At 69.7% G+C, this 24,837-nt stretch carries 27 protein-coding genes and 1 tRNA gene; 6 read left to right on the top strand and 22 right to left on the bottom strand.

Features of this window, described 5'->3' with window-relative positions; genetic code table 11:
* Window positions 1-35 precede the first annotated feature (35 nt).
* From C8P69_RS17575 to gpt, 3 genes are all read left to right on the top strand, one after another.
* Window positions 36-806: a competence/damage-inducible protein A gene (locus C8P69_RS17575; protein ID WP_108178736.1), complete on the top strand. Its 771-nt coding sequence runs from the start codon at window positions 36-38 to the stop codon at window positions 804-806.
* A 195-nt stretch (window positions 807-1,001) separates the two neighbouring features.
* Complete coding sequence (locus C8P69_RS17570) at window positions 1,002-1,742, top strand: OmpW/AlkL family protein (protein ID WP_108178735.1); 741 nt, start codon at window positions 1,002-1,004, stop codon at window positions 1,740-1,742.
* Between the two features lie 159 nt (window positions 1,743-1,901).
* Complete coding sequence (gpt, locus tag C8P69_RS17565) at window positions 1,902-2,396, top strand: xanthine phosphoribosyltransferase (RefSeq protein WP_108178734.1); 495 nt, start codon at window positions 1,902-1,904, stop codon at window positions 2,394-2,396.
* Window positions 2,397-2,402: 6 nt separating this feature from the next.
* Here the strand turns inward: gpt and C8P69_RS23930 are convergent, their stop codons facing one another.
* The 3 genes from C8P69_RS23930 to C8P69_RS17555 all read right to left on the bottom strand — a co-directional run bounded on the left by C8P69_RS23930 (window position 2,403) and on the right by C8P69_RS17555 (window position 4,082).
* Window positions 2,403-2,567: a hypothetical protein gene (locus tag C8P69_RS23930; RefSeq protein WP_170118287.1), complete on the bottom strand. Its 165-nt coding sequence runs from the start codon at window positions 2,565-2,567 to the stop codon at window positions 2,403-2,405.
* A gap of 185 nt (window positions 2,568-2,752) precedes the next feature.
* Window positions 2,753-2,837, bottom strand: a tRNA-Leu gene (locus C8P69_RS17560).
* A gap of 57 nt (window positions 2,838-2,894) precedes the next feature.
* Entirely contained in the window at window positions 2,895-4,082 is a 1,188-nt protein-coding gene (locus C8P69_RS17555; RefSeq protein WP_108178733.1) for a YncE family protein, read from the bottom strand.
* Window positions 4,083-4,260: 178 nt separating this feature from the next.
* Here C8P69_RS17555 and C8P69_RS17550 point away from each other — a divergent pair, with 178 nt between their 5' ends.
* Window positions 4,261-4,812: a DUF3617 domain-containing protein gene (locus tag C8P69_RS17550; protein WP_108178732.1), complete on the top strand. Its 552-nt coding sequence runs from the start codon at window positions 4,261-4,263 to the stop codon at window positions 4,810-4,812.
* Window positions 4,813-4,815: 3 nt separating this feature from the next.
* Here C8P69_RS17550 and C8P69_RS17545 read toward each other — a convergent pair whose 3' ends face one another.
* The 5 genes from C8P69_RS17545 to C8P69_RS17525 all read right to left on the bottom strand — a co-directional run bounded on the left by C8P69_RS17545 (window position 4,816) and on the right by C8P69_RS17525 (window position 8,013).
* Window positions 4,816-5,991, bottom strand: coding sequence for an FAD-dependent oxidoreductase (locus C8P69_RS17545; RefSeq protein ID WP_108178731.1), 1,176 nt, complete (start codon window positions 5,989-5,991; stop codon window positions 4,816-4,818).
* Window positions 5,992-5,998: 7 nt separating this feature from the next.
* Window positions 5,999-6,247 carry a zinc-finger domain-containing protein gene (locus C8P69_RS17540; RefSeq protein ID WP_108178730.1) on the bottom strand — a complete coding sequence of 83 codons (249 nt, stop codon included), beginning with the start codon at window positions 6,245-6,247 and terminating at the stop codon, window positions 5,999-6,001.
* Between the two features lie 73 nt (window positions 6,248-6,320).
* On the bottom strand, window positions 6,321-6,950 hold the full coding sequence (locus C8P69_RS17535) for an exopolysaccharide biosynthesis protein (RefSeq protein ID WP_108178729.1): 630 nt from the start codon (window positions 6,948-6,950) through the stop codon (window positions 6,321-6,323).
* Window positions 6,951-6,977: 27 nt separating this feature from the next.
* Window positions 6,978-7,598 (bottom strand): exopolysaccharide biosynthesis protein, encoded by a 621-nt coding sequence (locus C8P69_RS17530; protein WP_108178728.1) that lies wholly within the window; start codon window positions 7,596-7,598, stop codon window positions 6,978-6,980.
* Window positions 7,599-7,698: 100 nt separating this feature from the next.
* Complete coding sequence (locus C8P69_RS17525; protein ID WP_108178727.1) at window positions 7,699-8,013, bottom strand: usg protein; 315 nt, start codon at window positions 8,011-8,013, stop codon at window positions 7,699-7,701.
* Between the two features lie 166 nt (window positions 8,014-8,179).
* Between C8P69_RS17525 and bcsS the strand changes: the two genes are divergently transcribed.
* Complete coding sequence (bcsS, locus tag C8P69_RS17520; protein ID WP_170118286.1) at window positions 8,180-8,869, top strand: cellulose biosynthesis protein BcsS; 690 nt, start codon at window positions 8,180-8,182, stop codon at window positions 8,867-8,869.
* Here bcsS and C8P69_RS17515 read toward each other — a convergent pair.
* From C8P69_RS17515 to C8P69_RS17465, 11 genes are all read right to left on the bottom strand, one after another.
* Window positions 8,863-10,410 (bottom strand): glycosyltransferase family 39 protein, encoded by a 1,548-nt coding sequence (locus C8P69_RS17515; protein WP_170118285.1) that lies wholly within the window; start codon window positions 10,408-10,410, stop codon window positions 8,863-8,865. The genes bcsS and C8P69_RS17515 overlap by 7 nt on opposite strands.
* Window positions 10,376-11,494, bottom strand: coding sequence for a glycosyltransferase (locus tag C8P69_RS17510; protein WP_108178724.1), 1,119 nt, complete (start codon window positions 11,492-11,494; stop codon window positions 10,376-10,378). The genes C8P69_RS17515 and C8P69_RS17510 overlap by 35 nt, the downstream gene beginning before the upstream one ends.
* A gap of 31 nt (window positions 11,495-11,525) precedes the next feature.
* Window positions 11,526-12,188, bottom strand: coding sequence for a class I SAM-dependent methyltransferase (locus tag C8P69_RS17505; RefSeq protein ID WP_108178723.1), 663 nt, complete (start codon window positions 12,186-12,188; stop codon window positions 11,526-11,528).
* Window positions 12,185-13,438 (bottom strand): BtaA family protein, encoded by a 1,254-nt coding sequence (locus C8P69_RS17500; protein WP_108178722.1) that lies wholly within the window; start codon window positions 13,436-13,438, stop codon window positions 12,185-12,187. Before C8P69_RS17500 ends, C8P69_RS17505 begins: the two co-directional genes overlap by 4 nt.
* 328 nt (window positions 13,439-13,766) lie before the next feature.
* Entirely contained in the window at window positions 13,767-15,371 is a 1,605-nt protein-coding gene (locus tag C8P69_RS17495; RefSeq protein WP_108178721.1) for an NTP transferase domain-containing protein, read from the bottom strand.
* A 16-nt stretch (window positions 15,372-15,387) separates the two neighbouring features.
* Window positions 15,388-16,065 carry an XdhC family protein gene (locus C8P69_RS17490; RefSeq protein WP_108178720.1) on the bottom strand — a complete coding sequence of 226 codons (678 nt, stop codon included), beginning with the start codon at window positions 16,063-16,065 and terminating at the stop codon, window positions 15,388-15,390.
* Entirely contained in the window at window positions 16,065-16,388 is a 324-nt protein-coding gene (locus C8P69_RS17485; RefSeq protein WP_108178719.1) for an XdhC family protein, read from the bottom strand. The genes C8P69_RS17490 and C8P69_RS17485 overlap by 1 nt, the downstream gene beginning before the upstream one ends.
* 305 nt (window positions 16,389-16,693) lie before the next feature.
* The gene (locus C8P69_RS17480) at window positions 16,694-17,884 is read right to left on the bottom strand and encodes a vWA domain-containing protein (protein ID WP_108178718.1); all 1,191 of its coding nucleotides are present in this window, start codon (window positions 17,882-17,884) and stop codon (window positions 16,694-16,696) included.
* Entirely contained in the window at window positions 17,884-18,384 is a 501-nt protein-coding gene (locus C8P69_RS17475) for a hypothetical protein (protein WP_108178717.1), read from the bottom strand. The genes C8P69_RS17480 and C8P69_RS17475 overlap by 1 nt, the downstream gene beginning before the upstream one ends.
* Before the next feature lies 1 nt (window position 18,385).
* Window positions 18,386-19,303 carry an AAA family ATPase gene (locus tag C8P69_RS17470; RefSeq protein ID WP_108178716.1) on the bottom strand — a complete coding sequence of 306 codons (918 nt, stop codon included), beginning with the start codon at window positions 19,301-19,303 and terminating at the stop codon, window positions 18,386-18,388.
* A gap of 55 nt (window positions 19,304-19,358) precedes the next feature.
* Window positions 19,359-20,204: a DUF3108 domain-containing protein gene (locus tag C8P69_RS17465; protein WP_170118284.1), complete on the bottom strand. Its 846-nt coding sequence runs from the start codon at window positions 20,202-20,204 to the stop codon at window positions 19,359-19,361.
* A gap of 228 nt (window positions 20,205-20,432) precedes the next feature.
* Here C8P69_RS17465 and C8P69_RS17460 point away from each other — a divergent pair, with 228 nt between their 5' ends.
* Window positions 20,433-20,798, top strand: coding sequence for a hypothetical protein (locus C8P69_RS17460; protein ID WP_108178714.1), 366 nt, complete (start codon window positions 20,433-20,435; stop codon window positions 20,796-20,798).
* 79 nt (window positions 20,799-20,877) lie between these two features.
* Here C8P69_RS17460 and C8P69_RS17455 read toward each other — a convergent pair whose 3' ends face one another.
* From C8P69_RS17455 to C8P69_RS17445, 3 genes are all read right to left on the bottom strand, one after another.
* Window positions 20,878-21,675, bottom strand: coding sequence for an FAD binding domain-containing protein (locus tag C8P69_RS17455; RefSeq protein ID WP_108178713.1), 798 nt, complete (start codon window positions 21,673-21,675; stop codon window positions 20,878-20,880).
* 17 nt (window positions 21,676-21,692) lie between these two features.
* A complete protein-coding gene (locus C8P69_RS17450; RefSeq protein WP_108178712.1) occupies window positions 21,693-24,062 on the bottom strand; it encodes a xanthine dehydrogenase family protein molybdopterin-binding subunit in 2,370 nt (789 codons plus the stop codon).
* Between the two features lie 63 nt (window positions 24,063-24,125).
* A complete protein-coding gene (locus C8P69_RS17445; RefSeq protein WP_108178711.1) occupies window positions 24,126-24,620 on the bottom strand; it encodes a (2Fe-2S)-binding protein in 495 nt (164 codons plus the stop codon).
* Between the last annotated feature and the right edge of the window lie 217 nt (window positions 24,621-24,837).

Here is a 24,837-nt window from a genome sequence, read left to right as displayed (position 1 = left end):
CAGGCTCTACCTCCGGACCAGTCCCGGAGCGCATCATGACCGAGCCGACCACCGTCACCGCCGCCATCCTCGTCATCGGCGACGAGATCCTCTCCGGGCGCACCAAGGACAAGAACATCGGCTACATCGCCGAGTACTGCACGGCGATCGGCATCGACGTGAAGGAGGTCCGGGTCGTCCCCGACGAGGAGGACGAGATCATCCCTGCCCTCAACATGCTGCGGGCCAAGTACGGCTACGTCTTCACCACCGGCGGCATCGGCCCGACCCACGACGACATCACCGCCGACTGCGTCGCCAAGGCCTTCGGCGTCTCCATCGATGTCGACCCGCGCGCCCGCGCCATGCTGCTGGAGCGCATCCCCGAAAAGGACCTGAACGAGGCCCGCCTGCGCATGGCGCGCATCCCCGCCGGGGCCGAGCTCATCGAGAATCCGGTGTCGAAGGCGCCCGGCTTCATGATCGGCAATGTCATCACCATGGCCGGCGTGCCCTCGGTCATGCAGGCGATGATGGACGTGGTCTCGCCGCGGCTGAAGACCGGCACCAAGATGATCCAGGTCTCCATCGAGGCGCCGGGCCTGCGCGAGGGCGATATCGGCACGCCCTATGCCGCCATCGCCAAGGCCCATCCCGGCGTCATCATGGGCTCCTATCCGATGATGCAGGACGGCAAGTTCTGGACGCGCCTCGTGCTGCGCGCCAAGGACGCGGCGCTGCTCGCCGCCGCCGAAGAGGCGGTCGTCGCCATGGTCGGCGAGCACAAGCGGCCGGACGCGCCGATCACCATCACGCGCGGCAGCTGACGATACTCATTGTTGCAGGGCGGCAACATCCCGCCCGCAACCTCCCGGCGCGGGTGCCCGAACACCGCCCCATTTGATCCAGCGCAAAGGCGGCGGCGGGCAGCGGTGGCCTTGCTCGTCCCGCATCGCCGCGCCGGACGGTTTCCCCCGACGGCCCGCGTGGCACCAAGAAACGCTCGCATCTCGGGGCCCATCATGAAGACCGTCCTGCGCAGCGCCGCCATCGGCGCCGCCCTCCTCGCCACCCCGGCGCTTGCCGCCGACCTGTCGGCCCCGCGCACATCGATCGACACCGCGATCGTCGCACCGGCCTTCAACCCCTGGCAGATCCGCGTCCGCGCCCTGGCGGTCGTCCCCTCGCCCTCCGGCGCCGTCACCACGCTGAACGGCGCGGCGGTCCCGGCGATCAACAACCTCGGCATCTCCACCTCGGTGGTGCCGGAACTCGACATCACCTACTACTTCACCAAGAACATCGCGGTGGAGCTGATCCTCGGCGTCACGCCGCACAATGTGCGCCCGACCGGCGCGCTCTCGGCGGCGCTGGCCTCCACCGCCAATATCGGCAAGACCTGGCTGCTGCCGCCGACCCTGATGCTGCAGTACCACTTCACCGATTTCGGCGCCTTCAAGCCCTATGTCGGCGCCGGCGTGAACTACACAATGTTCTTCTCGCAGTCGGCCCAGGGCGCCATGGCGAACGGCGCGCCCTTCGCCTACAACCGCTTCTCCGTCGCGCCCGCCGCCGGCGTCGCCCTGCAGGTCGGTTTCGACTACATGATCGACCGCCACTGGGGCATCAATGTCGACGTGAAGAAGATCTTCCTGCGGTCCAACTTCAAGTACACCGACACGACCGGCGTGCTCGCCACCACCTCGGGCCGCGTGACCATCGACCCCTGGCTGATCTCCACCGGCGTCACCTACCGGTTCTGACCCCGCCTTCGTGGCCATGCGAAGGGCTCCCCGCCGGGAGCCCTTTTCGCATGCGCCGGGCATATTCCCTTTGGAAAAGCCGGCAGCGACGGATTTGCGGGGGCCCGCGCGGCGGCTAGTGTCGCCGGCCTGTCGATGCCCCTTTGGCTGGAGTGCCCCATGGCGACCCCGAACCCGGAAAAGGCCTTCCCCGTCTCCTGGGACCAGTTCCACCGCGACGCCCGGGCGCTGGCCTGGCGCATCAGCAGCGCCGGCCCGTTCCGCGCCATCGTCTGCATCACCCGCGGCGGCCTCGTGCCGGCGGCGATCGTCACCCGCGAGCTCGGCATCCGCATGATCGAGACGGTCTGCATCGCCAGCTACCACGACTACCAGAGCCAGGGTCAGCTCAAGGTCATCAAGGAGGTGGCGCCCCACCTCCTCACCGATGGCGGCGAGGGCATCCTCGTGGTCGATGACCTCGTCGACACCGGCAAGACCGCGAAGGTGGTGCGCGAAATGCTGCCCAAGGCGCATTTCGCCACCGTCTATGCCAAGCCCCAGGGGCGGCCCATGGTCGATACCTACGTCACCGAAGTGTCCCAGGACACCTGGATCTACTTCCCCTGGGACATGGGCTACACCTTCCAGCCGCCGATCCGCGACGCCGGCTAACGCCTCTCAGCGCTTGCCGAAGACGGCGATGCGGAAGTTGTCGGTGCCGAGGCTCTCGTCGATGAGCAGGCCGGCGCGACGGCCCTCCGGGCCGAGCAGGCCGAGCATCAGCGGCGGGTTCATCAGAACCAGCACGCAGGTGAAGAACAGCACGATCTTGGCAGGGGTCATTTGCACGGCCGGTCTCCCCGGGCTTGCCGTCCCCTCTCCGCTATCCCGCCGCGCAGGCTAGCCATCGTATCTCAACGCGGCGTTCACCGGACCGGTCGAAATGGTCAACGAACTGTTGCCCTGCCGTTAGGGCATCATTAACGGCCGGACCTGTCGTTACGGAACGGTCGAGACGGGCCGCGCGGTGGTGCCCCCTGCCGGACTCGAACCGGCACGCCCGAGGGCTCCGAATTTTAAGTTCGGTGCGGCTACCGATTTCGCCAAGGGGGCCCGCCGCCAAGCTCTAGCGGCTCGGCGGCGGATTTGGCAACCGGAGCGCGAGCGCGATCAGCGCCGGACCGGCTCCGCCGTGCGGATGGCAGCGGGCGAGGCCGGCATGGCGAGGGTGCCGATTTCCCTGAGCGCGCCATTCTCGAAGGCGAAGACCTGGATGTCGTCGCCCACCATGTTCTGCACCAGCAGGCGCCGGCTGTCGGCCGACCAGGCCGCCCCTTGCGACCACTGCCCGATTGGCGCCTCGGTGACCTTCACGAGGTCGGTGCCGCGCACCTCATAGATCGCCACCTTGCCGCGGGCCTGGAAGAAGGGCGAATTGCGCGCCTTGTTCGACCCGTCGATCACCACGACAGCGACATGCCGGCCGTCGGGCGCCATCTTGATGCCCTCCGGCGTCTGGCCGACGGAGACCGTGTTGACCACCCGCGGCGGCTGCGCCCGGACGTCGATGAGGCTGATCGTGTCGGCGTCGCCGCCGCCGATGCCGATGTTGGCCACCACCGCCATGTCGCCGCGCATCGAGACGTCGAGACCGTAGGGACGCAGGCCCGCATTCAGGTCGCGGCGCGTGTAGGTCACGGTCGTCCCCTCGATGGCCAGCACCGAGATCTTGTGGTCGTTGTCACGGGTGACCAGCGCCGTCCGGCCATCGGGCGTGAAGGCGACATGGCTCGGGCCGGAGGTCGGCTCGCCCAGCGCGATCTTCGGGCCGACCGTCACCGCTCGCCCGGCAATCGTCAGCACCGAGACCGTGCCCTCGGCGCGGTTGGCGACGATGGCAAGAGTGCCGGAGGGGTGGATGGAGAGGCCTGCCGCGCCCTGCCCCACCTCGAGCGTCGCGATCACCACCGGCGGCTCGGCCTTGAGGTCGATGACCGAGACGCGGTTGTCGGGGATGGTGCGGCGGGGATTGGCGGGGTCGAGCTTCATCGCCGAACTCACCAGCGCCAGGCTCTCGTCCGCCGTCACCGCAACGGACACGGGCGGTCCGACGACGCTGGCCGGCGCGGGGATCGTCGCCCGCACCCGCGGCGTGCCGGAGGCGAAATCGATGATCGAGACGGAATCCGGCCGCGGCTGCTCGACGACGGTGGCGACGCCGTCGACGAGGCGCATCTTGCCGTCATTGGCCGACACGGCGATCTGCGCCAGGGCTGATGGAGGGGCGCCGAGGACTCCCGCCGCGGATGCGACAAAGAGCCCGGCGGCAAGCGCCGGCCGGATGGAGGTGAGCCTCATGGTGTTTCTCCCTGGCCGTGTCGGCCTGTTCTGATGCGCAGCGAGCCTAGCAGCGGCGCGCCACCGCGCCATCCGCACGCGACCGGACCAGAGCCACAGGCGCGCGGCGCGTGATCGCCGCCGACCGTGGCCGATCCGTCACGCACGGCGCGGCGATTCCCGCCTATAGAGGACCATCATGCTGCTCCTCGCCGCTCCCCTGCGCCTTGCCGCCCTTGCCCTGCTCGCTGCGTCGCCGGCGGTCTCGCAGCCTGTGGAGCTGCCGCAACGGCGTCCCGGCTACTGGGAGATCCGCATGATGACCGGCGGCGGCCCCGGCGGGCAGGAATTCACCCTGCAGACCTGCACGGATGCGGCCACCGAGCGGCAGATGGTGGAATATGGCTTCGGCCAGATGGGGCGCACCTGCCAGCGCTTCGACATCCGCCGCGACGGCGAGGACTATGTCATCGAGACGGACTGCCTCATCGGCCAGACCCGCACCACCGCCCGTTCGGTCATCTCGGGCGACCTGCGCCAGGCCTATTCCCTGCGCGTCGAGGGCACGATCCAGACCATCGGCCAGTCGGAGTTCCAGCAGACCCTCACCACCCAGCAGGGCCGCTTCGTCTCGGCGCGCTGCGGTGGCGGCCTGCGTCCCGGCGACATCCTCCTGCCCGGCGGCCAGCGGCTCAACATCCGCGACCTCGCCGCCTCCAACGCCCCGGCCGAGGGTGCGCGCCGTCCCTGAGGCTCAGGGCCGCCAGCCGTAGATCCAGTCCTGCGAGGCGACGATCCCGCCGCCCATGACGCGGATCGCGAGGTCGCGCGCCAGCGCCGCAGGCCCTTTGAGGTGGTAGATGGCCCCGTTGCGCCGCGCCAGCGCCTGGATGCGGGAGACCCGGGCGAGACGGCGCGCGCCATAACGGCGGAAAGCCCCCGCGAGATTGTCCGGCGTCGCCCCCGCTTCCTCGGCCAGCACGGCCGCGTCCTCAATGGCCATGGCCCCGCCCTGAGCGACGAAGGGCAGCATGGGATGGGCGGCATCCCCCATCAGCGTCACCGGGTCGCGCTCAGGCCCGAACCAGGCCGGGCGATCGGCAAGCGACCAGCATTGCCAGCCATCCACCCGCGCCACGACCTCGCGCAGGGCGGCAGGCCAGCCGGCGAGCCGGCGCGCGAGGACAGCCGGATCGCCGGGCGCCCGCCAGCCCTCGACCGGGGCGTCGGCGGCAAGGATGACCACGATGTTGAACAACTCGCCCGAGCGCAGCGGATAGTGCACGCAATGGGCGTCGGCGCCGAGCCAGAGGCCGAGCCGTCCGCCGGCCAGCGCCTGCGGCACCGCCTCCATCGGCAGCGTGGCGCGCCAGGCGACACGGTGGCGGAAGTCGGGCGGTCCTCCGTCACCGAGCGCCGCCCGCACGGCGGAGCGCAGGCCGTCGGCGCCGATCACGGCCGGGGTGGTGAGATGGTCGGGCTCGCCGGCGCGCTCGAGGCCAAGCCGGACCGCGCCGTCCTCGAGGGCAAGGCCGGTGACCGTGACGCCGGTCTCGAGGCGGATGGCCCCCTCGGCCCGGCAGGCCTCGGCGAGGATGGCGAGAAGATCGGCGCGGTGGATCACCCACCAGGGCGCCCCGTACCGGCGCGCGACGGCCGCCCCGAGCTCGGCGGTCGCGAGGGTGCCGCCGGTCGCGGCGCTGCGCACCACCATCGCCTCCGGCACCACGGCGCGCGCGGCCAGCGCCTCGCCGAGCCCGAGGCCGATCACGATGCGGCTGGCATTCGGGGAGAGCTGGATGCCCGCCCCGACCTCGTCGAGGGCTGGCGCACGCTCCAGCACGGTAACGGACAGGCCGCGGCGCGCCAGCGCCAGGGCCGCGGTCAGGCCGCCGATCCCGGCGCCTGCAATGGTGACCGTGCCGGGCACGGCCGGATCAGGCCTCGGCGAGGGCCTTCACATAGGCGCCGGCCGGACGGGTCTCGTCGGCATGGAGCGACGGGTCGTGCTTGTAGAGGGTCGAGCAATAGGGGCAGACGATCTCGTGGTCGCTGCCCATGTCGAGGAAGACGTGCGGATGGTCATAGGGCGCCCGGGCGCCCATGCACTGGAACTCCTTCACGCCGATATGGATAACGGCAACGCCGTCGTCATTGGCGAAATGGGGCACGACGTGATCGGCCATGGCGGGACCTCGTGAATGATGGCGCGGACCATAATGCCCGCGCCGCGGCAAGGGAAGCAGGAAGGATGCGACGTCAGGCCGTGAGCCAGCCGAAGCTCACCAGCGCCGCGGCGACCAGCGCCGCCACGAGGGCGAGGACGAGCAGCGTCGCGACGATGCCGATGGCATGGCCGAGGGCGACCAGCAGGCCATCCTCCTCCAGCATGCCGATGGACAGCACCACCAGCGCCACGCCCGGCGGAAAATTGCCGATCCAGGACAGCGGCAGGGCGAGGATCGCGCCGAGCAGCACAAACATGGCGCCGAGGACCACATGCATCGGCCCGCGCGTCATGCCGGTCCAGCGCGGCTGGGCGACCCGCTCCAGCCGCTCGACCCAGGAGACGGTGCGATCCACCATGGCGGCAAGCTGCTCGCGCGGCATGGTCTTCTCGGCAACGAAACCCGGCATCCACGGCGCATGGCGGCCGATCATCATCTGCAGGCCGACCAGGGCGATGACCACGCCGGAGACGGTGGAGACGCCCGGGATCATCGGGATGATGTTGGGCAGGGCGAAGATCAGGACCAGCAGGCCGAAACCGCGATCGCCGAGCGAGGTCGTCAGTTCGCCGAGCGAGATGCGCTCGCCGCTGCCGATGGTCTTCAGCCCGCGGAACACCTCCGACGTGCGGAGCGACCGCTCATCCATGCTCTCCGTCAACGGCTGTCTCCTTGCGGGTCCTCGCCCTCAGTGCATCACGGCCAGAGCGCCAGCGAAGACCGTGTAGCCGATTCCCGCGCCCACGGCGGTGGCCACTGCCGCCAGGACGAAGCCGGCCGTGACCAGCACGCCGTCACGCTCGGTGAGGCCGAGGCCGAGGACACAGAGCGCCAGGCCCTGCGGCATGGAGCCGATCCATGGGATCGGCAGGATGATGAGCAGCACCGCCAGGACGAGCACCGTGAGGCCGACGACGCGGCGGGCGGTCGGCCCGGCGGCCAGGGCGAAGCGCGGCTTCGTCACCCGCTCGATCCAGCGCAGCAGTGGCAGGGTGCGGGCCATGACCTGATTGAGCCGCTCGCGCGGCAGGGTCGCGCCGGCGATGCGCGCCGGCAGCCAGGGCACGTCGCGGCCGAGGACGATCTGGACGGCGAGCAGCGCCAGGATGATGCCAGTGAGGATCGGCAGGCCGGGAATGGGCAGCAGGTTCGGCAGGCCGAACAGGATCAGCGACAGGCCGAAGGCGCGCGTGCGCAGCGACGCCATCAGATCCCCGACGGTCAGGTTGCCGATCACCTCCGCATGGCTGGATGTCTGGGCCGACATCAGCGAGGCGATGATCTGCGAGGTCTTTTCAGGGGTCTGCACGCGGGCACCCGGACGAGGATGGGAGGGCGAACATAGTCTGCCGGGCGTCTCGCCGCCACTCTCATCGTCACAACATGATACGCGAACCGGTGCGGGGGCCTCAGTGCAGCCGGCCAATCTCGCTCGCCGCCCGCACCTCGCAGGGGCCGATGAGGCGCGAGGAGGCGATCCGGACCGTATGGAGACGCCCGTCGAGACTGCGCTCCCAGAAGTCGAGAAACCGCCGCAGGACCGGGAAATAGGGCGCCTGGTCGTAGTCCTGCCAGAGATAGACCTGCAGGAAGAGCGGATGGTCGGGCATCCGGTAGAGGATCTCGGCGGTGGTCAGGCTGTAGCCCTCGATTTGCCGGAGGAAATCGGCGTCGACGGCATGGCGCGGCGGTGCGGCCAGCGCGGGTGTGCACGGCAAGGGCATGGCGGCCTCCAGAAGGATGGGCGATGCACTGCCGGGGGCCGGGACGCGACGACGGCACCCGTTCCACCATTTCGCGCCCCTGATGGTTAGCAAAGGGTGAACGGCCCGGCCGGTTTCCGGACTTCGCCGGACTGGTTGCAGATCATCGCTAATGCAACCTTTTGCCATGCGCGTTCTCGCTGGCCTCGCCTTGCTGATCGGCTCGTCGCTGGCCGGCCATGCCGCCGAGCCGCCCCCCGGCACCGTGCGCTATGCCAGCTTCGAGGCCGCTTTCGACGGCTTCCACCTCGCCTCCGGCATGGATGTGCCGATCGGGGAGAAGGGCTTCATTTTCCGCTTCAGCGCGGGCAGCGGCCTCTCCCGCTTCCGCATGGACCCCGCACTCCCGATTCATCTCACCGAGATCGCCGGCACCACGCGGCTGATGGGGGGCTGGCGGTTCAAGAGCGACTGGGGCGTCGTCACCGCCTATGCCGGCCTCGCCGTGGAGACGCGGCGGATCGCCCCTGCCCTCCCCGACCCGCAGACCGGCACGCGGCTCGGTCCGGCCATCGCCGTGGATGCCTGGCTGACCCCTGCAGACCGGATGTCCGTCCAGCTCTTCGCCGCCTATGCGACGCCCTTCAGGGCAGCCACGCTGCGGATCGCGCCGGGATACGAGATGGCCAAGGGCGTCCATGTCGGGCCGGAAATGACGCTGAGCGCCCATCACGGCACGCTGCGCACCCGCCTTGGCGGCCATGTCACCGGCCTCACCTTCGGCCCCCTCGGCCTGCGCATCACCGGCGGCTTCGCCATGGATCGCGGCGGCCGCTCCGGCGCCTATGGCGGCATCGCGCTGTGGCGATCCTATTGAGCGAGATCGGGAAGTCCGGCCGCGACGGGATCGCGGGCGAGGAACAGATGCAAGCTGTCGACCGTCGCCGCCAAGCCATAGCGCTCGCGCCAGCGCCGCTCGACGACACCCGCCGGCGTGACGGATCCGTAGAGGCGCTTCAGCCGCTGCTCGACCTCGGCGACGCGGCGGCTCTCCACCGCCACCAGGACGGGCCGCCCGGCAAGGACAGCCGGGTCGAAGGCGGGCTCCATGACGTAGCGCGCGCGCTCGCCGAACTGCACCACCGGCGGCCGTCCCGAGCCGTAGAAGCGCAGATGCGCCGTGGTCGTGTAGCTCGCCGTGCCGATGACCGCGGCGCCGGCCGTGTTGGCCGCCGCCTGGACCTCGCGCGCCGCCTCCGGCCAGCCATGGAGCTGGCCGGTGGGATCGACGGCGAGAGGCGCGATGCGGAAGGCGGCGTGGAGCAGCAGCAGCAGGCCAAGCACGACGCCGGTCACCACCGACCAGCGCAGGGAGGCCCGCAGCACCGCCGCCAGCGGACCGGCTGCCGGCAGGGCCCGCGCCCCCATCACCGCAGCCGCAATGGAAGCGGGAAGCAGGCAGGCCGTCCAGTTGCCCTGGACGCGATCGAAGAGGCCGTACCAGACGAGATAGGCGACCAGCGGCAGCACGGAGACGGTGATCAGCGTCTCGCCGGGGCTGCGATCGCGGATCGTGCGGCGCAGTGCCACCCACAGGCCCCAGACGACGAGGAGACCGATCAGCGGCGTCAGCAGCGCCGCCTGCCCCGCGATGAATTCCGGCACGAAACGCGGGTCGAAGGCCTTCGGAACCGCCCGGCCGAACTGCTTGGTGAGCGAGGCGCCGCCCTGGGCGAGGTTCCAGGCGATGACGGGCGCCATCACGGCAAGACAGAGCACGCCGCCCGCATAGGGCCAGGGCGATCGGAACCAGCGGCGCAGCTCCGGCACCAGGGCGAGCCAGAGCAGGATGGCAGGGCCGAGAAAGACGGCGGTGTATTTCGACACGAAGGCGAGGCCGACGCAGAGGCCGACCGCCAGCCACCAGACGCCCCGGCCCGTGCGCCAGAGCTCAGCGAGGGCGAGCAGCGCCAGGGTCCAGAACAGGACGAGCGGCGTATCGGGCGTCACCAGAAGCGCGCCTGCGCCCAAGAACAGCGTCGCCTGGACAAGGCCGGCCGCCCAGACCGCGGCGATCCGGTCATCGGTCAGGCGCCAGACCAGCCGCCAGGCGCCGAGGCTCGCCGCGGCGCCAAGCAGCACGGAGAGCCAGCGGATGCCGAAGGGGCTGTCGCCGAAAACCGCCGTGGAGGCGCGCACCAGCACCGCCACCATCGGCGGGTGGTCGAAATAGCCAAAGGCGAGGTTCTTGGACCAGATCCAGTAATAGGCCTCGTCGGCAGCAAGGCCGAGATGGCCGGCCGCGACCAGCCGGATCGCCGTCAGGACGGCGACGAGGAGGATGACGGCGCGCGCGCTGCCGGCCCAGACGGGCGGCGGCGGCTCAGCGGCGCCAGACGACGGCGGAGGAAGCGGCATAATTGAACACCGCGCCCATGATGGCGCCCGCAAGACCCGATAGCCACCATTCCACGTCGCCGGCATAGAGCCAGCTCGCAACGCCGACATTGCCGAAGGCGCCGATGCTGCAGACGACGTAGAACAGCAGCAGGCCGGTGAAGAAGCGCCCGCCCTTCAGCCGCGCGTCGCGATAGGTGAACTCGTTGTTGATGATGAAGTTCGAGGTCATGGCGACGACGGTGGCCGCCGTCTGCGCCCATTCGAAGCGCAGCCCCAGCGACAGGCCCGCATAGAGCGCGGCGAGGTGGACGACGAGGCCGCTGGCACCGACGAGGGCGAAGAAGATGAAGCGCAGCGGGATGAGCCCGCCGGACAGCTTGTTGAGGACGAAGCCGATATAGTCGAGCGCCACCTTCGCATCGAGCTTGCTCTCGCCGTGGATGCGCTCGCGGAAGACGAAGGGCACCTCCGCCACTGTCGGCACGCGCTGCACCGAGGCGGCGATGTCGGCGAGGATCTTGAAGCCGGTGGTGGCGAGGCGCGGCGCCACCTCCTCGACGATCTCGCGGCGGATCATGAAGAAGCCGGACATCGGATCGCTCAGAGGCGCCCGCAGCACCATGTCGGAGAGGCGCCGGCCGAGGTCGGAGATCGCCTGACGGATCGGCGAGAGGCCTTCGGTCTTCGAGCCGCCGTCGATGTTGCGGCTGGCGACCACCAGTTCGGCCCCGCCGCGGATCTTCTCCAGCATGGCCGGCAGGATGGTCTCGTCATGCTGGAGATCGGCATCCATCACCGCCACGACGGGCGCGGAGGAGGCCAGCATCCCCTCGATGCAGGCGCCGGCCAGGCCACGCCGGCCGACGCGCCGGATGCAGCGGATGCGCGGATCGCTGCGCGACAGGTCCTTGACGAGGGCGGAGGTTCCATCCGGGCTGTCGTCATCGACGACGATCATCTCCCAGGCGACGCCGGCCAGCACCTCGCCGAGCCGGCGCGCCAGTTCCGGCACGTTCTCGCGCTCATTGTAGCTGGGCACGACCACCGTCAGTTCGGGGGCGCCGGTGGTGGGGCTGTCGCTGGTCATCTGGGCGCGGGTCATAGACCCCGCCGCGCGAGGCGGTCAAGCGAGGCTAGGGACGCGACGCAACGGCATGGAGGGCGTAGCCGCGATAGGGCCGCTCCAGCCGCCAGGCGGTGCCGCCATGGGCGACGACCTCGCCAAAGACGGCGGCGAAATCATCGCGCGGGGTCACGTGGAAGAGGGCAAGCCAGGCACGCAGGGCCGACTTGAATGCAGCCGGCAGATGCTCCTGCCCGCCGAAATCCACCACATGCAGCGAGCCGCCCGGCGCCACCGCCGCCATGGCGCGGGCCAGCGCCTCCCGCCACGGCGGGATCATCGAGAGGGTGTAGGAGCAGAAGACGCGGTCGAAGCCGTCGCGGGCGAAGGTCGTCAGCGGATCAAAGGTGGCCGCATCGGCCTTGGCGAGGCGGATGCGGTCGGCAAGGCCCGCGCGATCCACGGCCTTGCGCGCCTCGGCCAGCATGACCGGGCTGACGTCGAAGCCATAGAGCCGCGCCTCGGGGTGCATGCGCGCCGCAACGATGAGGTTGCGCCCGGTGCCGCAGCCGACCTCGAGGATCGTCCCGCCCGGGGGCGGAGCCAGTCCGGCGATCAGCGGGTCCCGTCCCAGCAGGTAGAACTTGCGCGTGGCGTCATAGATGCCCGCCTGCCAGCGGTAGATGGCATCCATCTTCTCGCCCGCCGGCAGCGCCTCGGTCGGCATGGTCATGGCGCGCCGAGGGTGTAGAGGTGGAAGCCGCCATAGATCGACGAACGGTCGCGCGCCGTCCAGGCGCGGCAGCGCTCGGCATCATAGCGCCAGCGGTCGAGGACTTCGGGGACCACGCGGCCGGGTAGCAGGCTCTCCTCGGCGGCGGTGCGGAAGATCACGCGGGCGCCGGGGCGCGCCGTGCGAGTGATCTCGGCCCACAGGCGGTTGAGCATCTCGTCGGTCATCCAGTCCTGCGCGTCGAGCAGCACATAGACGTCGCGCGAGGCCTCGGGCAGGCCGGCGAGGTGGTCGATGAAGTTCTCGTGGCGCACCTCGACCCTCTCGGCGCGCTCGCGCACGGCCGGGAAGTTCTCGGCCGCCAGATAGGGCGGCACGGCCCCTTCCCCGCCGGGCTGGTAGCGCCGGCCGAAGGCCTGCCAGGCGAAGTAGTTGCGCTCCAGCGGGAAGTCGCAGGCGAGGCGCTCCAGGCGGGCCACCAGCACCGCCTCCATGCCGCTGCCCTCGGGGGCGGCGGAGAGCAGCGCCCGGTACTGCGCCGGCGGAATGCCGAGGCCGTAGAGCGAGGCCGGGTTCTTCACCAGCCAGCGCACAAGGCCGGAGGAGAAGAGCGGCCGCAGTTCCTTTTCGAAGATGGCGCGCTGCTCGGCAAGGCTGGTTGCCGCCAGCATCTTGCGGGGATCGCGGCCATGGAGGCGCGCCACCGCGTGGCCGGTGCCGATCATCCAGCCGAGCAGGCCCTTGCGGTAGAGGTTGTCGGCGAAGTCCTCGATGCGGCGGCGGCCGGTGAGGCTGCGCTTCTCCCAATAGGCGCGGGTGACCGGATCGAGACGCTCGGCGAGATGGGCGTCAAAGGCCGCGACATTGTCGCGGCTGTCGGCCTCGCCGAAGAAGCGGAAGAAGCTGTGATGGTCGGGCAGGAAGCGCGCGGCGGCGATCTTCAGCCGGTTCAGCGCGATGTGGTTCTCGTTGAGGTCGAGCGCGGTGACACGGGCCGGGCCGGCGACGAGATAGCTCAGCACGTTGCAGCCGCCCGAGGCGATGGCGACGACATGGTCGTCAGCCCCGAGCGCCATGGCCTCCATGTCGATCTCCGGATCCTCCCAGATCTGCGGATAGACGAGGCCGGAGAACATCAGCGTGAAGAGACGTTCCTGCAGGCCGGCGCGGGAGAGCGGGCGATGGCGCGTCACGGCGCGCTTCAGGTTGTGATGGGTCGCCTTGCGAGTCTCGCCTGCCACCAGGGCCATGCCGCTTCATCCCGATTCGAGGGCCGATCCCGAGCGAGGTATGATCGCGGGGTGACGGCCCGACGAAGGTGAGATGACCTATCGGTGACGGCCTGCGGGGAAGGATCGTTTCCGGTGTGGCGCCGACAGAGACAATTTGAGCCTTTTCTCGACCAAGCCGGTAAGGTCAACCGGTAGGGTAAAGACACGGGTTTCGTTGTGTTTCGGTCAGGCGGCGCGCATAGACGGATCCAACAACTCCGCGTCCACGGAGATGACAATTCAGCCCCGGGTCCCAACGACCCGGGGATTTTTTTTATTCGCCCCAGCAACCAAGACAGGCCGGTGGTTAAGGGGCGATCCGTCCGCCCGCGGCGGCGAGCGCCTCGGGCGTGTCGAGGTCGAGATGGACGTCATCGGCCTCCGCCGCGACCTCGGCCACGGCCTCCGGCGCGCCGGCGAGCACGGCCCGCCCGCCCTGGTCGCCCGTGACCTTCATCAGCTCGCCGAAATAGCGCCGCCCCCACAGCACCGGATTGCCGCGCCGGCCATCCAGCACCGGCACGACGATGTGGCGCCCGGCGCCGGGCCCATAGGCGGCGGCGAGCCGCGCGACGAGCGCCGAGGAGACCCGCGGCATGTCGCCGAGCAGCACGACGACGGCGTCGATGTCGTCCGGCAGGGCCGACAGGCCAGCCTTCAGCGAGGTGGACAGGCCGTCCGCATAGTCGGGATTGGCGACGAAGCGGCAGCCGAGCCCGTCGAGGGCGCCCCTCACCGCCTCGCCCTGGTGGCCGGTCACGACCACGACCTCGGCCAGTCCCGCCCCCAGCGCCGCCTCGGCGGCATGGCGCACCAGCGGCACGCCGTCGATGGTAGCGAGCAGCTTGTTCGGCCCGCCCATGCGGGTCGAGCGGCCGGCGGCGAGGACGAGCGCGGCGATGCGCGGCGTGGCCGCCACCGGCACCACATCCTCGCGCGGCTGCGGCCGCGACACGATTTCCATGAGAAGCCCTCCGACGCCCATCCCGGTAATGTCGGCCCGCGTCACCGGCAGCCCGGCGAGCAGCCGCATCAGCACCCAGTCGAAGCCGTTCTCCTTCGGCGAGCGGGCACAGCCCGGCGCTCCCAGCACCGGCACATCCCCCAGCGCGCCGACCATCAGCAGATTGCCGGGATCGACGGGCATGCCGAGATGCTCGACCGCGCCGCCCGCCGCCTCCAACGCCGCGGGAATGACGTCGCGCCGGTCGGCAATGGCCGAGGCGCCGAAGACGAGGACGAGATCGGCCTCAGGCGTGACCGCGGCGAGCGCCTGCGCCAGCGCATCCGCCGCGTGGGGCACGCGCAGCTCCCGGACGATGCTGGCGCCGGCCGGGTCCAGCCGGTCGGCCGTCACCCGCAGGGTCTTCTCCACCACCTTGTCGGCAAGCCCCGGCAGCAGCGTCGAGATCACCGCCACGCGCCGCCGCACGAAGGGCGCGACCCGCACCAGCGGCCCTGCCGCAGCCGCCTCGACCCGGTCGGCGGCGACCGCATAGGGGATGATCTTGACGGTCGCGACCATCTCGCCGGCCTCGACCGCGGCGAAGGCCGGCAGGGTTGCGAGCGTGATCGCCTCGTCGATGCGGTTCAGCCGGTCGATGCCGTCGCGGTCGACGACGAGGACGCCGGCCTCGGCGGCGAAGAGATTGGCGCGGCCGGTGAAGGCGGGATCGACCCGAAGCCCCTCCCCCGCCACGGCCGCGGCGATGACGGCCGCCGCCGCGTCCTCGCCCATGTCGCCGGGCTCCGCCATGGCGACCACGACGGTCTCGATGCCCGCCGCCGCAAGGGCGGTCATCTCGGCCTCGCCGATGCGGGCGCCCTTCTTCAGCACCAGGCCTTCGGCTCGCACTGCATGGGCGACAATGCCGCCGCGAGCCTCGCCGAGGGGAACGGGACCGAAGCGCATGACCCCTCCTCGGCCCTCAGGCGATGCCCTGCCGCCAGGCCTGCGTCACCTCGGCGAGGATGGAGACGGCGATCTCGGCCGGCGAGATCGCGCCGATGGCAAGGCCGATGGGCGCCTTGATGCGGGCGACGGCCTCGGGGCTCGCGCCCTTGCCCGTCAGGCGCTCGACGCGCTTGGCGTGGGTTTTCCGCGAGCCGAGGGCGCCGATATAGAAGCAGCCGCGCTCGAAGGCGTGGAGCAGCGCCGGATCGTCGATCTTCGGATCGTGGGTGAGCGCGATGAAGGCGGTAAAGCGGTCGACCTTGAGCTTCGGCAGGGCCTCGTCCGGCCATTCCGCCAGGAGCGTCACGTCCGGAAAGCGCTCAGGGGTCGCGAAGGCCGTGCGCGGATCGACGATGACCGGGTCATAGCCGAGCATCTTCGCCATGGGCACCAGCGCCTGGCTGATATGGACGGCGCCGACGATGACCATCTTGGCCGGCGGCACCTGCACGGTGAGGAAGGCGCGCGTGCCCTCGACCACGCCGCTCCGCCCCGTTCGCAGCGCGGCGCGGATCGGCTCCTCGAGCGGATCGCCGGCCAGCGTCGCCTCGGTGACGAGACGGGCCTCGCCCCCGTCGAGATCGGTGACGAGCACCGCCGCGTGGCGATCGGCGCGGGCCCGGTTGAGGGCCTGAAGCAGGTCGAGGCGCATCAGCCGACCTTCTCGACATAGACGGCGATCCGGCCGCCACAGGAGAGGCCCGCCCGCCAGGCGGTCTCGTCGGCGACGCCGAATTCGAGCAGCTTGGCCTTGCCAGAGCCGATCACGTCCAGCGCCTCGGTGACGACCTCGCCCTCGACGCAGCCGCCGGAGACCGAGCCGAGGAACGTGCCCTCCTCATCGATGACGAGGTGCGAGCCGATGGGACGCGGCGCGGAGCCCCAGGTCTCTACGACGGTGGCAATCGCGACGCCCTTGCCGGACTTCGCCCAGGCCTCGGCGGTGGTGAGGATGTCGTCATCGGTCGAGAGCATGTCGTCCTCCACGGTCTCGCACAGAGATCGGATGATCGGGGCCGCGAGGCAAGGGGCGGGATGGCAGAGGCGGGGTGCAGGACATCTTTCGCTCATGCTTTCGCCAGAGCCCCTCACCCTTCCCTCTCCCCGCAGGCGGGGAGAGGGGGACTTCGGCGTCGCGCGGTTTCCCCAGAGGAGGCGCCAAGCGGAGGCGGTGCCAAAGACGACGGAACGCTGTTGCCCCCTCTCCCCGCCTGCGGGGAGAGGGAAGGGTGAGGGGCTTGAACTGTCGAACGGGTCGAGCGAAGGACCGCCCCTCCCCTCTAGGCCACCTTCAACCACAGGCGCGGGTCATGGCTGCGGTCGGACCGCCGCGCATCGAGCGCCGCGACCAGTTCCGCCACCGCCGCCACGTTGTGGATGGTGCGGAACTCGTCGACATGGGGCAGCAGCGCCCGGATGCCCTGGGCCCGCGCCTCGAAACCATCGAAGCGCAGCAGCGGATTGAGCCAGACCAGCCGCCGGCAGGAGCGGTGCAGCCGGTCGGCCTCGCGGGCGAGATCCGCCGTGCCGTCGCGCTCGAGGCCGTCGGTGACGAGCAGCACCACCGCACCGCCCGCCAGGACACGGCGCGACCACAGCCGGTTGAAGGCGTGGATGGAGGGCGCAATGCGCGTGCCGCCCGACCAGTCGTCCACCGCCGCGGTGCAGGCGGCGAGCGCCTCGTCGGGGTCCTTCGCCCTGAGCATGCGCGTGACGTTGGTCAGCCGCGTGCCGAAGGTGAAGACATGGACGTGGCGGCGATGCTCCATCAGCGCATGGGCGAAGTGAAGGATCACCCGGCTGTACTGGCTCATCGAGCCGGAAATGTCGCAGAGGATGACGAGCGGCGGGTGTTTGCTCTTCGGTCCGCGCCGCGCGAGGTCGATGATCGCCCCGCCCTCGGCGATGGAGCGGCGCAGCGTGCGCCTGAGATCGATCCGCCGCCCGCGCGGATCGGGCGCGAGGCGGCGCGTCGGGACGGCATCGTCGGGCAGGATCAGCGCGGCGACCCTGCGGTTCGCCTCGGCGATCTCCGCCGCCGTCATCTGCGCGAAGTCCTTCTTCTGCAGCACCTCGATGTCGGAGACGGTGAGGCTCGCATCCACCTCGATCTCCGGCTTCTCCACCGGCACGCTCTCGGCCTGCTTGAAGAAGGCCTCCTGCAGGCGCAGCGAGACCGGATCGGGCTTGCCCGGCGCGGCGGGCGCGACCGGCATGAGGATGGAGAGCAGCTTCTCCATCAGGTGCCGGCGCTTCCAGAAGATCTCGAAGGCGGTGCGGAAGGTGACGGATTGCTCGTGCTTGCGCACGAAGACGGCGTGGAGCGTCCAGTAGAAATCGTCGCGCGAACCGATGCCCGCCGCCTCCACCGCCGCGATGGCGTCGAGCACGGTTCCCGGCCCGACCGGCAGGCCGGCAACCCGCAGCGCCCGGGCGAAATGGGCGATGTTCTCGGCCAGCGCCTCAGCCATCAGGCGGGCCTCAGGAGCCAGGCGAAGACCGGCGAGAGGGCGAGCGAGCCGGCATTGTAGGTGGCATGGGCGAGCGCCGCGCCGAGGAAGGCCCAGCGCCAGCCGCGCGAGGCGAACCACCCGGCATAGACCAGGGCGAAGACCACGAAGATCGCCGCAGTGACCGGCGTCCTGACCAGCGTCAGCGGCAGATGGGCGACGACGGCGGTGGCGACCGCCGCGAGCACGAAGGTCGATCGGTCGGCGCCAAAGCGCACCACCATCAGCCAATGGAGGACGAGGAGGATCGCCGTCTCCAGCAATGGCGCCACCACCAGCGCGGCGACGACGATGAGGGTCATGGACAGGCCCGACGGCGCGGGCGCCGGCACGCTGGTTCCGGCGAGCCGCAGGATCGTCCACCAGGCCAGCGGCACGGCGAGCAGCAGCACGCCGATGACCACCGCCTTCAGCGGCGGGATGCGGCCGGGATCCGTGAGCGGCGCGAGGAGCGAGCCCACCTCAGCGACCCGCCTTCACCGCATCGAGGATGGCCTTGGCCTCCCCGCCCTGCATCTTCTGGATGTCGTCCTGGTACTTCAGCAGCACGCCGAGCGTGTCGGTGACCCCCTGCGGGTCGAGGCCGACGGCATCGAGTTCGGTCAGCGCCGTCGCCCAGTCGATGGTCTCGGCGACGCCCGGCACCTTGAACAGCTCGGTCTTGCGTAGCTTCTGGACGAAGGCGACGATCTCCTTCGAAAGCCGCTCCGCCGCACCGGGCGCTTTGGCCTTGAGGATGGCGAGCTCACGCGCCGCATCGGGATAGTCGACCCAGTGGTAGAGGCAGCGCCGCTTCAGCGCGTCATGGATCTCGCGCGTCCGGTTCGACGTGACGATAACGATGGGCGGCGCCGGCGCCTTGATCGTGCCGAGTTCGGGCACGGTCACCTGGAAGTCGGACAGCACCTCGAGCAGATAGGCCTCGAAGGCCTCGTCGGTGCGGTCGAGCTCGTCGATGAGGAGCACCGGCGGGCCGCGCAGGTCCGGCTCCAGCGCCTGCAGGAGCGGCCGCTTGACCAGATAGCGCTCGGAAAAGATGCCGGAGGACAGCTGCTCCCGGTCGACCGAGCCTTCCGCCTCGGCGAGGCGGATGGCGATCATCTGGCCGGCATAGTTCCACTCATAGACGGCCGCGGCGACATCGAGGCCCTCATAGCATTGCAGGCGGATGAGGTTCCGCCCCAGCGCCTTGGCGAGGACCTTGGCGATTTCGGTTTTGCCGACACCGGCCTCGCCTTCCAGCAGGACCGGGCGGCCCATCTTGAGGGCGAGGAACAGGACGGTGGCGAGCGCGCGGTCGGCGACATAGTCGCCAGATTTGAGCAGCGCGAGCGTCGCGTCGATGGAGGTGGGAAGCGGAACGGGCGAGGTCGACGTCACGAAGGCACTCCGGCTGGGCGCTCACCATAGCCCAGCCGCGGCGCGGTGGAGAACATCAATCGGCGGAGGCCCGCCGTGCCTGCGGCGCGCCGTCGAGGGCAAGGCGCGTCGCCTCGGCGACGCCGGTGCCATAGCCTGTGGAGAGCGAGATACGCGCCGGGACGAGGTGGCGCGTGCCCCGCACCGGCACCAGGATCACCTCGGCCGAGCGGCGGCGGGCGTTCTGGATGTCGTTGCGGTCTGGCCGGTAGCCAGCGATCGGCTCGAAGCGAACACGGCAGACCGCCGCCTCGCCCTTGTAGCCGCCGATATCCACCTGCCGGGTCTCGACGAAGGAGAAGATGAGGTCGAAGCGCTCGCGCCCGCCGAAGATGCGGGCGCGCCGCTCGCAGGCCGCAGCCCCCGTCACCGGGCCGGAGCCACCGGCAACGAAGATGCCCGCCGAGAGCGGGTCGAGCACGCCCTGCAGGTGCTCGGGCAGGACCGGCGTCGCCCGCGGATGGGGCGGCTTGTCGGGATTGCGCTCGACGGCCGTGACATTGCCGCCGTTCATGGCGATGCGTGTCGTCTCGACCTTGCCGCCGGAGCGGATCTCGATGTCGAAGGAGGAGGGCACGGCGGCATTCGGCGTCAGCCGTCCGGTGGCGGTCGCCGTGCCGCTGCCGCCGGCGAAGACCGCCGCGACGCCGGTAACGCGGGCGTCGAGGGTGGTGCGATAGGTCCGGCCGTCACTGATCGAGACCATCGTGCCGCGGCCGATGGAAAGGCCGAGGAAGCTCACCGCATAGTCCGCCGAGACCTGGCCCGCGGTCTGGGCGCGGGCGGGATTGGCGCCCGCGCCGAGCCCGGTGAGGGCTGCGAGCGTGGCGGCGGCGATGGCGGGGTAGAACCGGACCGTCATGGAAGCCTCGGCGTTCGGTCGTGTTGCATCAGAGATCGACTGCCTGTCTGGCGAATTTGCGGCGACGCTGCGGAAAGCTCGGAGCGGCATGCTGAACCTGCGACAACCGCAGCCGTTCCAACGGCGCACTTTTCGCCGATGCAACGGGTTTCCATGCAATCGATTCGAATTTTCATTAATCCCCGTCGTGCTATCGCTGGGTCACCCCGCCGTATCGGAGCACCGACGATGCGCAACAACACCTTCCTGATTACCGCCGGCATCGTGCTGGTCCTGGGCTTCGGCTCGCTCTTCCTGTTCTTCCCCCGCGAGGCCGCGATGGTCACCGGCAGCATCCGCCGCGTCATCGACCCCAAGCACGCGGACATGGTGCGCCTCGAATACGTGACCGTGAACCCCGAGATCTCCCGCGGCTGGCGCACGCTGCGCATGCTGAACAAGCCCGAGGAGTGCCGCTCCCTGCTCTCCCGCAGCTTCGCCAACGACCCCTCGGTCACCGGGCCCATCGGCGCCCTGCGCTGCGTGGCCCTGCGCTCCAATGGCGAGGTCATCGAGGTGATCGAGACCCGCCGCCTGGCCGAGGGCCAGGGCTGAGCCCCTCGCCTCCCCTGTTCAGAAACGACGAAGGCCGGGGCGAACCCCGGCCTTTTTTCATGTCCGCAGGGCCGCAAGGTCAGGCGGTGGCGGCCGCAACCGCCCGCTTGGCGATGACGCCGACGAGATGGGCGCGATAGTCCGCCGAGGCATGGATGTCGCCGTTCAAGTCGGCGGCCGGCGTCGCAACGCCCTCCAACGACTTGGGGTTGAAGCGCTTGGCGAGCGCCTGCTCCATGGCCTCGTGGCGGAAGACGCCGTTCGAGCCGGCCCCGGTCACCGCGACGCGGACGTTGCTCCCCTTCTTGGCCACGAAAACGCCGACGATGGCGTAGCGCGAGGCCGGGTTGGGGAACTTCACGTAAGCCGCCTTCGACGGGATCGGGAAGGCCACCTTGGTGATGATCTCGTCCTCGTCGAGGGCGGTGGAGAACATGCCGGCGAAGAACTCGTCGGCCGGGATCTTCCGCTTGGAGGTGTGGACCACCGCGCCGAGCGCCATGAGCGCCGCCGGATAGTCCGCCGCCGGGTCGTTGTTGGCCACCGAGCCGCCGATCGTGCCGCGATGGCGGACCTGCGGATCACCGATATGACCGGCAAGCTTGGCGAGCGCGGGGATCGCCTGCTGGACGAGCGGCGAATTCGCCACCTCCGCATGGGTGGTCATGGCGCCGATGACGATGGACCGGCCCTTCTGCTCGATGCCGGAGAGCCCGGCACCGGAGAGGTCGATCAGCGTCTTCGGGCTGGCCAGCCGCTGCTTCATAGTCGGCAGCAGCGTGTGCCCCCCCGCCAGCAGCTTGGGATCCTCCGCCTTCTTGAGGAGGGAGACAGCGCCGCGGACGGTGGCGGCCTTCTGGTACTTGAAAGGATACATGGGACCTCTCCGGAACCTTACTCGGCCGCGATCGCGGCTTTGGATTGCTTGGCGATGACCGACCACAGGGCCTGGGGCGTGGCCGGCATCGGCACGTCCTCGGTTCCCAGCGCATCGGTCAGCGCGTTGATGACGGCGGCCGGAGCGGCGATGGCGCCGGCCTCGCCGCAGCCCTTGATGCCCAGCGGGTTGGAGGGGCACGGCGTCACGGTCATGCCGACCTCGAAGGACGGCAGGTCATGGGCCCGCGGCATGGCATAGTCCATGTAGGAGGCCGTCACCAGCTGGCCGTCGGCGGTGTAGACGGTGCCTTCCAGCAGCGCCTGGCCGACACCCTGGGCGATGCCGCCATGGACCTGGCCCTCGACGATCATCGGGTTGATGACGTTGCCGAAATCGTCCACGGCCGTCCATTTGACGATGCGGGCGACGCCGGTCTCCTGGTCCACCTCGATCTCGCAGATGTGGCAGCCCGCCGGGAAGGTGAAGTTGGTGGGGTCGTAGAACGATCCCTCCTTCAGGCCGGGCTCCAGCTCCTGCGGATTGAACTTGTGGGCGATGTAGGCGTTGAGCGCCACCGTGCCGAAATCCACCGACTTGTCGGTGCCCTTCACGGTGAACTTGCCGTCCTTGAAGTCGATGTCGGCCTCGGCCGCCTCGAGCACATGGGCGGCGACCTTCTTCGCCTTGGCCTCGATCTTGTCGAGCGCCTTGGAGATGGCCGACATGCCGACCGCACCCGAGCGCGAGCCGTAGGTGCCCATGCCGAACTGTACCTTGTCGGTGTCGCCATGGACGATGGAGACATTGTCGATGGAGATGCCGAGGCGCGAGGAGACGAGCTGGGCGAAGGTCGTCTCGTGACCCTGGCCGTGGCTGTGCGAGCCGGTGAGGATCTCGACGGTGCCGACCGGGTTCACCCGGACCTCCGCCGATTCCCACAGGCCGACGCCGGCGCCGAGCGAGCCGACCGCCTGTGACGGGGCGATTCCGCAGGCCTCGATATAGGTCGAGTAGCCAAGGCCCCGCAGCTTGCCACGGCGGGCCGCCTCGCGGCGGCGCTTGCCGAAGCCCTTCACGTCGGCCATCTCCATGGCCTTGGCGAGCGAGGCTTTGTAGTCGCCGCAGTCGTAGGTCATGATGACCGGCGTCTGGTGCGGGAACTTGGTGATGAAGTTCCGCCGCCGGAAGGCCGCCGGATCCATGCCGATCTCGCGCGCCGCCGCCTCGACCAGGCGCTCGACCACGAAGGTCGCCTCGGGCCGCCCGGCGCCGCGATAGGCGTCGACCGGCGCGGTGTTGGTGTAGACCGCATCCACCTCGGCATAGATGTTCGGGATGGCGTACTGGCCCGACAGCAGCGTCGCGTAGAGATAGGTCGGCACCGACGAGGCGAAGGTCGAAAGATACGCGCCCATATTGGCGATGGTCTTGGCGCGCAGGCCGGTGATCTTGCCGTCGGCGTCGATGGCAAGCTCGGCCCGCGTGACGTGGTCGCGGCCATGGGCGACGCAGAGGAACTCCTCGGTGCGGTCGGCCGTCCACTTCACCGGGCGTCCGCATTTGCGGGCCGCCCAGACGCAGACCGTCTCCTCGGCATAGATGAAGATCTTCGAGCCGAAGCCGCCGCCGACATCGGGGGCGATGACACGCAGCTTGTGCTCCGGTGCGATGCCGATGAAGGCGGAGAGCACGAGGCGGGCGACGTGCGGGTTCTGGCTCGTCGTGTAGAGCGTCAGCGCGTCGTTGCCGGCGTCATATTCGCCGATGGCCGCGCGCGGCTCCATGGCGTTCGGCACCAGGCGGTTGTTGACGATGTCGAGCTTGGTGACGTGCTTGGCCGCCTTGAAGGCCGCCTCCGTCGCCGCCTTGTCGCCGATATGCCAGTCATAGACCGTGTTGGCGGGGGCCTCGGTATGGACCTGCGGCGCGCCCTTGGCCTGGGCCTTGCCGGCCTCGACCACGGCGGGCAGGACCTCGTAGTCCACCACGATGGCCTCGGCGGCGTCCTTCGCTTGGCTCAGCGTCTCGGCGATCACCACCGCGACATGGTCGCCGACATAGCGGACCTTGCCCTGGGCGAGGATCGGGTGCGGGCCGGCGCGCATCGGCGTGCCGTCCTTGGAATGGATCATCCAGCCGCAGATGAGCCCGCCGATCTTGTCGGCGGCGACATCGTCGCCGGTGTAGATCGCGACCACGCCCGGCATGTGCTTCGCCTTGGACAGGTCGATCTTCTTCAGGTTGGCGTGGGCATGCGGCGAGCGCAGGAAATAGGCATGTGTCTGGCCGGGACGGTTGATGTCGTCCGTGTACTGGCCCTTGCCGGTGATGAAGCGGTGATCTTCCTTGCGGCGTACGGCGGCACCGATCGCGGTGACTGTCATAGTGTCCTCCCTAAAGGACCCATTGTTGGGATTGAGGCGTGGCGGGACGGCTTGTGGCGCCGCTTACTCCGCTGCCTGACGAACCGGGGTGCCGGAAACCATGGCCTTGGCTCCCGCTTCCACCGCGCGCACGATGTTGTGATAGCCGGTGCAGCGGCAGATATTGCCTTCGAGCTCTTCGCGGATGGTCGCCTCGTCGACGATCCCCTTGCGGTTCACGATATCGACGGCGGACATGATCATGCCGGGCGTGCAGAAGCCGCACTGCAGGCCATGATGCTCGCGGAAGGCCTCCTGCATCGGATGCAGCTTGCCGTCCTGGGCGAGGCCCTCGATGGTGACGACAGTGGCGCCCTCGCACTGCACGGCGAGCGTGGTGCAGGACTTCACCGCCTTGCCGTCGACATGGACGACGCAGGCGCCGCACTGCGAGGTGTCGCAGCCGACATGGGTGCCGGTGAGATGCAGGGTCTCGCGCAGCATCTGCACGAGAAGGGTGCGGGAATCGACATCGGCCGTCACCGATCGACCGTTGACCGTCAGGGTCACCGTCGGCATGGGCGTTCCTCCTCAAAATGGGACCAAACCGGGCGCCATCGGCATTGTTTTTGTATCGGCCGCCGGCTCCCACCACGAAAACAAGCCGTTATCGTCGGGATTTGCAGTTTGGACCCGTTCTGAAAGAGGCGTCAAGCTGGAACCTTTCCGAGCCTTCGCCATGCGCCTCCGCCGTTCCGGGCTCTTGCATGGGCCCGCCGCTCCCCTAGTCTCCCCT

It is taken from the genome of Phreatobacter oligotrophus (assembly GCF_003046185.1).
Taxonomy (GTDB): domain Bacteria; phylum Pseudomonadota; class Alphaproteobacteria; order Rhizobiales; family Phreatobacteraceae; genus Phreatobacter; species Phreatobacter oligotrophus.
This window is presented reverse-complemented; position numbering and strand designations above follow the sequence as displayed.